Raw genomic sequence first — 3174 nt, forward strand, 5'->3', positions numbered from 1 at the left:
CGGGTTTAGCGACAAAAACTTGCACCTAACAGACAATATTTGTACAAAACCCGCCCTCTTTCTCTTTCTAAGAGGGCGGGTTTTGAACTAATCTCTTCGGTTGTCTCATAGATTTTTAGCTAAACCCGCCCCTACAGATTGTGAATTTTGTGAGTATTATTTCGGTCGTCATTAACATTTAATTCCTGTAGGGGCGGGTTTAGCGACAAAAACTTGCACCTAACAGACAATATTTGTACAAAACCCGCCCTCTTTCTCTTTCTAAGAGGGCTGAATTCTAATTGAAAGAGCTAGAGATGTTAAGAAATATGTCAAGCCATGACCGATTTTTTTAACCGTAAGTTCCAGAATGCGATCGATAATCAGGACAGTCGATCGCACTTTCAGATAAAGCTATGGTAGGCTGAACGGGACACTTGAGGTGGTAGTTGCCGGTGAAAAACACGCAGTTAGCGCAAGGGATTTGGTGCATCCGCTGAGCTCGGCGCAGGGAGTCGGTGACAGCACGTGCGATACTCGAACACAGCAAAAAAACTAAACCCCAGGCGGACACAAAACACAGCGGGACTAAAACAGGTTGTATTGCCTTCAGCAAAAAGTAAAGCATAGCAACAAAATTCAGCGGTAGAAGCCACACATACATTACAGTAGTGGAATTGGCGGGCGATCGACCAAAAAGTTTAGAATTATTTACAGTGCGATCGAGAAACCCGGCAATTATGGGATGATAGAGAACCGTCGTTAAATAAAATTAGAGGAAACCAGTTATGTCACTGCGATTAGGCGATACAGTTCCCAACTTTACCCAAGCCTCGTCTGAAGGGGAAATCAACTTCTACGACTGGGCTGGCGATAGCTGGGTCGTGTTGTTTTCCCACCCGAAAGACTATACTCCAGTGTGCACCACCGAACTCGGTGCAGTGGCCCGTCTCAAGTCGGAATTTGAAAAGCGTGCAGTCAAAACCATTGCCCTCAGCGTCGATGACGTGGATTCTCACATGGGTTGGATTAAAGATATTGAGGAAACTCAAAATGTCACCCTCAATTATCCGATTTTAGCAGATGGCGATCGTAAAGTTTCCGACATTTACGACATGATCCATCCTAATTCGCTAAACAACTTAACAATCCGCACCGTTTTTGTGATTGACCCGGCAAAGAAATTGCGTTTGAGCATTACTTATCCGGCGAGCACTGGTCGGAATTTCAATGAGATTTTGCGAGTAATTGATTCCTTGCAACTTACCGACAAATACAGCGTTGCGACTCCAGTTGATTGGAAAGATGGCGACGATTGCGTCATTGTACCTTCGATTACCGACCCCGCAGAGTTGGCAGAGAAATTTCCTAAAGGTTACACGCCGATTAAGCCTTATTTGCGGATGACTCCTCAGCCGAATAAATAGGTTTAATTTACAAACAGGTGCGTAGTGAGGACTTGAGTCGTTCTTAATTTTTGAAGGCTTCAGTCCTCACTATGAACAAAGAAATTGTGCAATCTTGTTTGAACAGTTTAGATTTGAGGAAAGGCAAAATGCTGTCATCTCCGATCCTATTGCAAATGCTGCCAGAATTGCAAATGACAGAGGATGAGTTTTTCGATTTCTGTCAAATCAATCGCAACTTGCGAATTGAACGCAACCAGCGAGGAGAAATACTATTGTTGACTCTCGTTGGGGGAACCAGCAGCAACCGCAATGCTATTTTAACTGGAGAACTGGGCATTTGGACAAAGGAAGACGGAACTGGCGTTGGCTTTGCTTCTTGTACAGGATTTACTTTATCGATCGGCTCCGTGCGATCGCCTGACGCTTCCTGGATTAAACTGGAAAGGTGGAATGCTTTGTCAAAAGCACAGCAAGAAAAATTTGCCCCAATTTGCCCTGACTTTGTAGTTGAACTCAGACCGGATTTTGAGGACTTAGAGCCGTTGCAAGACAAAATGCAAGAATATATGAGAGAACCAGGAGTGCGGCTGGGCTGGCTTATCGATCGCAAAAATCGCCGAGTTTACATCTACCGTCCCGATTTACCAGAGGAACGTTTGGAAAATCCGGCGACAGTTAGCGGCGACCCTGTTTTGCCGGGATTTGTTCTCAACATGAGTAAAATTTGGTAGCACTGCGAGCAATAAATATCAACTTATTGTAAAACTCAATAATAGGATAACACCCAAAAACTATGGATATCAAAAACGGCTTTGTAGGCACAATCGGCAACACACCGCTAATTCGATTAAACAGCTTCAGCGATGAAACAGGCTGCGAAATTCTCGGCAAAGCAGAGTTTCTCAATCCCGGCGGTTCCGTCAAAGATAGGGCCGCCCTTTACATCATCAAAGATGCCGAAGAAAAAGGCTTGCTAAAACCGGGCGGCACCGTTGTTGAAGGCACTGCGGGCAATACTGGCATCGGTTTAGCCCACATTTGCAATGCCAAAGGTTATAAATGTTTGATTGTGATTCCCGATACCCAATCGCAAGAAAAAATCGATGCTTTGAAAACCTTGGGCGCAGAAGTTCGGACAGTTGCCGCTGTTCCGTACAAAGACCCGAATAATTATGTCAAACTCTCGGGAAGGTTGGCGGCCGAAATGGAAAATGCCGTTTGGGCAAATCAGTTTGACAATTTAGCCAACCGCCAAGCTCATTATGAGACAACTGGCCCGGAAATTTGGGAACAAACCGATGGGAAAGTTGATGCTTGGGTGGCGGCGACGGGTACGGGCGGGACTTTTTCTGGGGTGGCGATGTTTCTGAAATCAAAAAATCCCGCGATTAAAGCTGTTTTGGCTGACCCGATGGGTAGCGGGCTTTACAGTTATTTCAAAACTGGGGAAATTAAGACTGAAGGTAGTTCGATTACTGAGGGAATTGGCACCAGCCGCATCACTGCAAATATGGAGAATGCCCCGGTAGATGATGCTATCCAAATTGATGATACTGAGGCTGTACGGGTGGTTTACCAACTGCTGAGGAAAGAAGGGCTGTTTATGGGCGGTTCTGTGGGGATTAATGTGGGGGCGGCGGTGGCTTTGGCTAAGCAAATGGGGCCGGGACATAGGATTGTGACGGTACTCTGCGACGGCGGGGCTCGATATCAGTCGCGTTTGTTCGATCGCCAATGGTTGGCCTCAAAAGGTTTATCATCTGATTAGCAGCCGCGTTGCACACGT

4 protein-coding genes are annotated in these 3174 nt (G+C 45.9%); 3 read left to right on the forward strand and 1 reads right to left on the reverse strand.

The genetic code is table 11. The features are described 5' to 3' along the window. Positions 1-331 precede the first annotated feature (331 nt). The gene (locus QUB68_RS07440; protein WP_332991161.1) at positions 332-607 is read right to left on the reverse strand and encodes a hypothetical protein; all 276 of its coding nucleotides are present in this window, start codon (positions 605-607) and stop codon (positions 332-334) included. A 160-nt stretch (positions 608-767) separates the two neighbouring features. On the opposite strand from QUB68_RS07440, the gene QUB68_RS07445 reads away from it, so the two are divergent. The 3 genes from QUB68_RS07445 to QUB68_RS07455 all read left to right on the forward strand — a co-directional run bounded on the left by QUB68_RS07445 (position 768) and on the right by QUB68_RS07455 (position 3156). Then, the gene (locus QUB68_RS07445; RefSeq protein WP_332990846.1) at positions 768-1406 is read left to right on the forward strand and encodes a peroxiredoxin; all 639 of its coding nucleotides are present in this window, start codon (positions 768-770) and stop codon (positions 1404-1406) included. Positions 1407-1534: 128 nt separating this feature from the next. After that, complete coding sequence (locus QUB68_RS07450; protein ID WP_332991163.1) at positions 1535-2119, forward strand: Uma2 family endonuclease; 585 nt, start codon at positions 1535-1537, stop codon at positions 2117-2119. 62 nt (positions 2120-2181) lie between these two features. After that, on the forward strand, positions 2182-3156 hold the full coding sequence (locus QUB68_RS07455; protein WP_332990848.1) for a cysteine synthase A: 975 nt from the start codon (positions 2182-2184) through the stop codon (positions 3154-3156). Positions 3157-3174: the final 18 nt, after the last annotated feature.

It is taken from the genome of Microcoleus sp. A006_D1 (assembly GCF_036702805.1).
Lineage (GTDB): Bacteria > Cyanobacteriota > Cyanobacteriia > Cyanobacteriales > Microcoleaceae > Microcoleus.